Annotated in this window: 8 protein-coding genes; 5 read left to right on the top strand and 3 right to left on the bottom strand. The window is 75.0% G+C overall.

All coding sequences use genetic code 11. The features are described from left to right. Together IDM29_RS13365 and IDM29_RS13360 are read right to left on the bottom strand one after the other, a co-directional pair. On the bottom strand, positions 1–371 hold a 371-nt coding region (locus IDM29_RS13365), incomplete at its 3' end, for a FadR/GntR family transcriptional regulator (protein WP_188037630.1). 20 nt (positions 372–391) lie between these two features. Further along, the gene (locus tag IDM29_RS13360) at positions 392–1,714 is read right to left on the bottom strand and encodes an L-fuconate dehydratase (protein ID WP_182112172.1); all 1,323 of its coding nucleotides are present in this window, start codon (positions 1,712–1,714) and stop codon (positions 392–394) included. A gap of 131 nt (positions 1,715–1,845) precedes the next feature. Between IDM29_RS13360 and IDM29_RS13355 the strand changes: the two genes are divergently transcribed. The 5 genes from IDM29_RS13355 to IDM29_RS13335 all read left to right on the top strand — a co-directional run bounded on the left by IDM29_RS13355 (position 1,846) and on the right by IDM29_RS13335 (position 6,396). Beyond that, positions 1,846–2,892, top strand: a complete 1,047-nt coding sequence (locus tag IDM29_RS13355; protein WP_182112171.1) for an NAD(P)-dependent oxidoreductase — start codon at positions 1,846–1,848, stop codon at positions 2,890–2,892. Between the two features lie 26 nt (positions 2,893–2,918). Continuing rightward, on the top strand, positions 2,919–3,710 hold the full coding sequence (locus IDM29_RS13350) for an IclR family transcriptional regulator (RefSeq protein ID WP_182112170.1): 792 nt from the start codon (positions 2,919–2,921) through the stop codon (positions 3,708–3,710). 143 nt (positions 3,711–3,853) lie between these two features. Next, complete coding sequence (gene eda, locus IDM29_RS13345) at positions 3,854–4,483, top strand: bifunctional 4-hydroxy-2-oxoglutarate aldolase/2-dehydro-3-deoxy-phosphogluconate aldolase (protein WP_182112169.1); 630 nt, start codon at positions 3,854–3,856, stop codon at positions 4,481–4,483. A gap of 39 nt (positions 4,484–4,522) precedes the next feature. Beyond that, the gene (locus IDM29_RS13340; RefSeq protein ID WP_182112168.1) at positions 4,523–5,626 is read left to right on the top strand and encodes a sugar kinase; all 1,104 of its coding nucleotides are present in this window, start codon (positions 4,523–4,525) and stop codon (positions 5,624–5,626) included. Continuing rightward, the gene (locus IDM29_RS13335; protein WP_255491651.1) at positions 5,623–6,396 is read left to right on the top strand and encodes an SDR family NAD(P)-dependent oxidoreductase; all 774 of its coding nucleotides are present in this window, start codon (positions 5,623–5,625) and stop codon (positions 6,394–6,396) included. The genes IDM29_RS13340 and IDM29_RS13335 overlap by 4 nt, the downstream gene beginning before the upstream one ends. Positions 6,397–6,490: 94 nt before the next feature. On the opposite strand, the gene IDM29_RS13330 is transcribed toward IDM29_RS13335, so the two are convergent. Beyond that, positions 6,491–6,881: pentapeptide repeat-containing protein (locus tag IDM29_RS13330; RefSeq protein WP_188037629.1), on the bottom strand; the 391-nt coding region annotated here is incomplete at its 5' end.

Here is a 6,881-nt window from a genome sequence, read left to right as displayed (position 1 = left end):
CCCCGCGCCGCCGCGAGGTCCGTCCCGGGGGCCCGCGCGGCGGCCGCGGCGAGCCCGGCCACCTCCGTCTCGAGCAGGCGGCGCACCGCGTGCACGTGCAGGGCGTGCCCCGCGGCCTGGAGCTCGACGACGAGCCCGAGCGGGGCCGCGAGGAGCCCCGGCTCGAGCGCCGTCACGTACGACCCGTCGCCCTGGCGCATCTCGACCACGCCGAGGACGGACAGGGCCCGCATGCCCTCGCGCAGCGAGCCCCGCGAGACCCCGAGGGCCTCGGCCAGGTCCTTCTCGACGGGCAGCCGCTGGCCCGGGCCCAGGCGGCCGTCGAGGATCATCGCGGTGACGCCGTCGACCACCTGGTCCGTCCGTGACATGCCAGGAGTATGCCGGGCGGTCACACGGCGGCGAGGCGTCCGGCCCAGTACGCCCCGTCCGGGTAGCGGAACTCGGCGACCGACGCCTCGTGCATCTGCGTCGAGTAGCCCGGCAGACTGGGCAGCACGTAGGCGGCGTCCTGCACCACGCAGGGGTCGGTGAAGTGCTCGTGGAGGTGGTCGACGAACTCCGTGACCCGTCCCTCGCGCGTGCCGGAGACGGCCACGAAGTCGAGCATCGAGACGTGCTGGACCATCTCGCACAGGCCGACTCCGCCGGCGTGCGGGCACACCGGCACGCCGAACTTCGCGGCCAGGAGGAGCACCGCGACGATCTCGTTCAGGCTCGCGAGCCGGCCCGCGTCGAGCTGGCAGAAGTCGAGCGCGCCGGCCTGCATGAACTGCTTGAACATCACCCGGTTGTGGCAGTGCTCGCCGGTCGCGACGCCGACGGGCGCGACACCGCGCTGGATCGCGGCGTGCCCGAGGATGTCGTCGGGGCTCGTCGGCTCCTCGATCCACAGCAGGTCGAACTGCGCGAGGGCGTTGGTCCACTCGATCGCCTGGTCCACGTCCCAGACCTGGTTGGCGTCGATCATCAGGACCCGGTCCGGGCCGATGACCTCGCGCGCGATGGCGCAGCGCCGGATGTCGTCCTCGAGGTTGGCGCCCACCTTGAGCTTGACGTGCCGGTAGCCGGCGTCGACCGCCTCCTGGCACAGGCGCCGCAGCTTCTCGTCGCTGTAGCCGAGCCACCCGGCCGACGTCGTGTAGCAGGGGTAGCCGGTGCGCTCGAGCTCGGCGATGCGCCCGGCCTTGCCGGACTCCTGCGCGCGGAGCAGCGCGATCGCCTCGTCGCGCGTCAGGGCGTCGGACAGGTAGCGCAGGTCCGCCACGTCGACGAGCTGCTCGGGGGTCATGTCGGCGAGCAGGCGCCACACGGGCTTGCCCGCGAGGCGTCCGGCCAGGTCCCACGCGGCGTTCATGACGGCGGAGAGCGACAGGTGGACGACGCCCTTCTCCGGCCCGAGCCAGCGGATCTGGGCGTCGGCGGTCAGGTCGCGGTAGACGCCGCCCATGTCCGCGACCATGGCCTCGACGTCGCGCCCGACGAGGAGCGCGGCCTGCTGGCGCGCGGCCATCGCGACGATGTCGTTGCCGCGACCCGTGGTGAAGGTCAGGCCGTAGCCGGCCAGGGGCGTCCCGTCCGGCGCCGTCCCGTCGGTGCGCAGGACGACGTAGGCGGCGGAGTAGTCGCCGTCCTTGTTCATCGCGTCCGAGCCGTCGGCCGTGAGCGAGGTCGGGAAGCGGACGTCCTCGATCTCGACGTGGGTGATCTTCATGCTGTCCTCCAGAGGGTGCGTGCCCGCACCGTACCGCATTCATCAGATGAATCCGGGGGGCTGGCGCGCTAGGGTCGCATACGCGTCCGGCGAGGCCGGGCCAGAGATCGGACCATTCGAGAGGTGCAGCGATGACGACGACCGCCGACCAGGGCCCCACCCCCGCGACGCCGTACCGCGTCGGCGTGACGGCGGACTGCCTGCGCCCGGACGGGTCGGCCGTCTTCGGCGACGTCCGGCTCGAGCGTCTGACCGCGGCGGGGCTGGAGTGGGAGATCATGGCGCCCGAGAGCGCGCACGCGCTGACGCCCGCGCTCGCGGACGGGTACGACGCCGTCCTGGCCTTCGGGCACGCGCCCTTCCCGCGCACGCTCGTGCAGGCCGCCCCGCGCCTCAAGCACGTGGCGCGCTTCGGTGCCGGCTACGACGGCATCGACCTCGACGGCCTCGCCGCGGAGGGCGTCGTCGTGACGAACACGCCGCTGGCCGTGCGCCGGCCCCTCGCGCTCTCGGCCCTGACGCTCCTGCTGGCCGTGGCGCACCGGCTCGTGGAGAACCACGCCGCGGCGACGTCGGGCCGGTGGACGGACCGGGGGCGCTACCGCGGCGCCGGCGTCGCGGGCCGCACGGTCGGCATCGTCGGGCTCGGCGGCGTCGGGGCGGACCTCGTCACGCTCCTCGCGCCGCTGGGCGTGCGGGTGCTGGCCAGCGACCCGTTCGCGGACCCCGGGCGGGCGCAGGCGCTCGGGGTCGAGCTCGTGCCGCTCGACCGGCTGACCGCCGAGTCCGACTACGTGGTGCTGACGGCGGCCCTGACCGACGGCACGCGGGGCATGGTCGACGCGGCGTTCCTCGCGGGGATGCGCCCGACCGCCCACCTCGTCAACGTGGCCCGCGGCGGGCTCGTGGACCACGCGGCGCTGACCGCCGCGCTCGTCACCGGGCGCATCGCCGGTGCGGCGCTCGACGTGCTCGACCCGGAGCCGCCCGCCCCCGACGACCCGCTGCTGCACCTGCCGAACGTCGTGGTCACGCCGCACGCGCTGTGCTGGACCGAGGACTTCACGCGTGACGTCTCGACGAGCGTCGTCGAGGCCCTCGTGGACGTCGCGCAGGGGCGCGTCCCGGCCCACGTCCTGAACCCCGACGCGCTCGCGCGGTGGCGACGGGGCCGGTGACGGGGGCGGCCTCCTACCCTGGGCGCATGGCTGCCGACCCGCACACCGCCACCGACGGCGCGACGTCGCCCGTCGAGGCGGTCGACCGAGCGCTCCTCGTCCTGCAGGCGCTGGCCGGCGCGGGCCCGCGCGGGAGCGGCCTGGCCGAGCTCGCCGCGGGCCTCGGCCTGAACAAGACCACGGTGCACCGCACGCTCGCCGCCCTGCGCTTCCGGGGCTTCGTCGTGCAGGACCCCGTGAGCGGCGCCTACGCGCTGGGCACCGCCGCGACGCAGCTCGCCGACGACTACTTCGGCGAGGAGAACCTGCCGGTCCTGCTGCACCCCGCCCTGACCGCGCTGTGCGGGGCGGCCGACGAGCTGGTCCACCTCGGCGTGCTGAGCGGGACCCACGTCGTCTACCTCGACAAGGTCGAGCCGGAGCGCTCGGTGCGCGTGTGGTCCGCGATCGGGCGCCGCAGCCCCGCGGTCACGACGGCGCTCGGGCGGGCGCTGCTCGCGTACCGGGGGACCGACGCGACCACGCTCGCGGGGTACGTGCGGGCCGCCGGGGACGTGCCGGTCGACGCCGACCACGTGTGGGCGGTCATCGAGCGCGCCCGCGTGGTCGGCTACGCCACGGAGGACCAGGAGAACGAGGCCGGGATCAGCTGCGTCGCGGTGCCGCTGCTGCGCTCGGGCGTCGCCGTCGCGGCCGTCAGCGTCACGGCGCCGGCCGAGCGGATGCGGCCCGGACGCGTCACGGACCTGCACCGGACCATGCGCGAGGTGCTGCCGCCGCTCCTGCCGGCCGGCCTCGCGCTGCCCGCCGTCGCCTGACCCGTCGTCCGGCGCGGCGCCGGTTGAGGACGGGTCCGGAGCATGGCATCCTGATTCCGGAGAGCGGCACAGACGTTCCGCCTACCGAAACGCCTGGTCGCCGACGTCCGGGCTCAGCAGCATCACCGAGAACGGATGGATCGATGTCGACCACTCTGGAAGCCCTCAGCGCCGCACGCCTCGTCCCGGTCGTCGTGCTCGACGACGCGAAGGACGCCGACCCGCTGGCCGCGGCGCTCGTCGCCGGCGGCCTGCCCGTGGCCGAGGTGACGTTCCGGACCGCCGCCGCGCAGGACGCCATCCGCGCCATGAGCGCGCGCGGCGACATCCTCGTCGGTGCCGGCACCGTCCTGACGGTCGAGCAGGTCGACCAGGCGGTGGCGGCGGGCGCCGACTACGTCGTCTCGCCCGGCCTCAGCCGCGCGGTCGTCGAGCGGTGCCGCGAGCACGGCGTGCTGCCCCTGCCCGGCGCCGTGACCGCGACCGAGATCCAGGCCGCGCTCGAGCTCGGCCTGACGACCGTGAAGTTCTTCCCGGCCGGCACGTCCGGTGGCGCCAAGGCGATCGCGGCGCTCGCCGCCCCGTTCGGCGGCGTGACGTTCGTGCCGACCGGCGGCATCAGCGCGTCCAACCTGCACGAGTACCTCGACGTGCCGTCCGTCGTCGCCGTCGGCGGCTCGTGGATGGTCGCGAAGGACCTCGTCCGCGCGGGCGACTTCGACACCGTCACGCGCCTCACCGCCGAGGCCGTCGCGCTGACCCAGCGCTCCTGACCCGCCACCCCGGTCCCACCCCAGACTAAGGACGACGACATGACCAGCCTGACCATCCGTCCCGCGGACGAGTGCCGCTACGACGCCGTCTCCCTCGGCGAGGTGATGCTCCGCCTCGACCCGGGCGAGGGCCGCATCCGCACCGCCCGCTCCTTCAAGGCCTGGGAGGGCGGCGGCGAGTACAACGTCACGCGCGGCCTGCGCCGGGCCTTCGGCCTGCGCGGCGCGGTCGTCACCGCGCTCGCGGACAACGAGGTCGGCCGCCTCGTCGAGGACTTCATCCTCACCGGCGGGCTCGACACCCAGTTCATCCAGTGGGTTCCCTACGACGGCATCGGCCGCGGGGTGCGCAACGGCCTCAACTTCACCGAGCGCGGCTTCGGCGTGCGCGGCGCCGTCGGCGTCTCGGACCGCGGCCTGACGGCCGCCTCGCAGATGGCCCCGGGCGACGTCGACTGGGACCACCTGTTCGGTGACCTCGGCGTGCGCTGGCTGCACACGGGCGGCATCTACGCCGCGCTCAGCGAGACGACGGCGGAGGTCGTCGTCGAGGCGGTCACGGCCGCCAAGCGCCACGGCACCGTGGTCTCGTACGACCTCAACTACCGCCCGTCGCTGTGGAAGTCGATCGGCGGCCACGCGAAGGCGCAGGAGGTCAACAAGCGCATCGCCGAGCACGTCGACGTCATGATCGGCAACGAGGAGGACTTCACCGCCTCGCTCGGCTTCGAGGTCGAGGGCGTCGACGAGAACATCTCCGCGATCGAGGTCGACGCGTTCGCCGCGATGATCGAGAAGGCGGCGGCGGCCTACCCGAACTTCCAGGTGATCGGCACGACCCTGCGGACCGTGCACTCGGCCAGCAGCAACGACTGGGGCGCCCTGGCCTGGTCCCGCGAGACCGGCGTGGTGCAGTCCACCTACCGCGAGCGGCTCGAGATCCTCGACCGCGTGGGCGGTGGCGACTCCTTCGCCTCGGGCCTGATCTACGGGCTGCTCGACGGCCAGCCGCTCCAGACGGCCGTGGAGTACGGCGCGGCGCACGGTGCGCTCGCGATGACGACGCCGGGCGACACCACCATGGTCACCAAGGCCGAGGTGCTCAAGCTCGCCGGTGGCGGCGGCGCGCGGGTGGACCGGTGAGCGGCCCGGTGGGCGCCCCGGGCGCCCCGCTCGCGGGCCACACCGCCCTCGTCACGGGCGGCGGCACGGGCATCGGGCGGGCGATCGCGCTCGCGCTCGGCCGTGCCGGCGCGGACGTCGCGGTGACGTACCGCTCCCACGACGCGGCCGACGTCGTCGCCGAGCTCCGGGCGATGGGCCGCGCGGCCCACGCCTACCAGCTCGACGCGACGGACGCCGCGGCGGTGCGCGAGATCGTGTTCCACGCCTCGGGCGCCCTCGGCGGGCGCATCGACGTGCTCGTCAACAACGCGGGCGGGCTGGTGGCGCGCACGCCCCTGGCCGAGATGGCGCCCGAGCACTGGCACGCGGTGCTCGACCTCAACCTCACGAGCGCGTACCTCGTCACGCAGGCCGCGATCGGCGTGATGCCCGACGGCGGGCGCGTGGTGTCGATCTCGTCGCTCGCCGGGCAGGACGGCGGCGGCGCCGGTGCGGCGGCGTACGCGGCGTCGAAGGCGGGGCTCGACGGCCTCACGCGGGGCCTGGCCAAGGAGCTCGGCCCGCGCGGGATCACGGTCAACTCCGTGGCGCCCGGCTTCATCGGCGACACCCCGTTCCACGAGCGCTTCACGCCCGAGGCCGGGCAGCGCGCGGCGATCGCCGGGACGCTCGTCGGGCGTGGCGGCACGCCCGACGACGTCGCCGCGGCGGTCCTCTACCTCGCGACGGAGCCGGGCTTCGTCACGGGTGCGGTCCTGGACCTCAACGGCGGCGCGCACCTGCGCTGAGCAGTCCATCGAGCCCGCCGGCCCGGCACGTCATGTGCCGGACCGGCGGGCTCGTCGCGTGCGGGGCCGGTCCGCGTGCCCCGGTCCGCGTGTCTCAGCCCGCGTGCGGCGCGCCGTCCACGTGGGCGCCGGCCAGGGCGGACCGCGCCTTGGCCGCCCCCGTGAAGCTCGAGCCGGTCACCGTCGCGTCGCGGAACGTCGCGCCCTGCAGGTCCGCGTCGTCGAAGCGCACGCGCGTCACGGTGGCACGCGTGAGGTCGGCGCCCTGGAGCCTGGCCCCGGTGAGGTCGAGGTCCACGAGCGTCGCCCCGACCAGGCTCGCGCCGTTCAGCTTGGCCCCGGCCCAGGTCCCCGTGAGCGCGAGCCCGGACAGGTCGCAGCCGGCGAGGTCGGCGCCGCGCAGGTCGGTGGCACCGGCCCGCGCGCGCTCGCACGGCCGCGCGGCGGGGCCCGGCTGCGGGCTGGTGACCGGGGGTGCGGGCTTC

Origin of the sequence: Actinotalea sp. JY-7885, from assembly GCF_014525465.1 — a bacterium.
Classification (GTDB): domain Bacteria; phylum Actinomycetota; class Actinomycetes; order Actinomycetales; family Cellulomonadaceae; genus Actinotalea.
The sequence above is the reverse complement of the archived record's forward strand: the minus strand, read 5'-3'. Positions and strand labels throughout refer to the sequence as shown.

What these genes read in the sequence shown, in the direction of transcription:
- IDM29_RS13360 (WP_182112172.1), bottom strand. Translation starts at nt 1,714, where the DNA reads ATGAAGATCACCCACGTCGAGATCGAGGACGTCCGCTTCCCGACCTCG.
- IDM29_RS13355 (WP_182112171.1), top strand. Translation starts at nt 1,846, where the DNA reads ATGACGACGACCGCCGACCAGGGCCCCACCCCCGCGACGCCGTACCGC.
- IDM29_RS13350 (WP_182112170.1), top strand. Translation starts at nt 2,919, where the DNA reads ATGGCTGCCGACCCGCACACCGCCACCGACGGCGCGACGTCGCCCGTC.
- eda (WP_182112169.1), top strand. Translation starts at nt 3,854, where the DNA reads ATGTCGACCACTCTGGAAGCCCTCAGCGCCGCACGCCTCGTCCCGGTC.
- IDM29_RS13340 (WP_182112168.1), top strand. Translation starts at nt 4,523, where the DNA reads ATGACCAGCCTGACCATCCGTCCCGCGGACGAGTGCCGCTACGACGCC.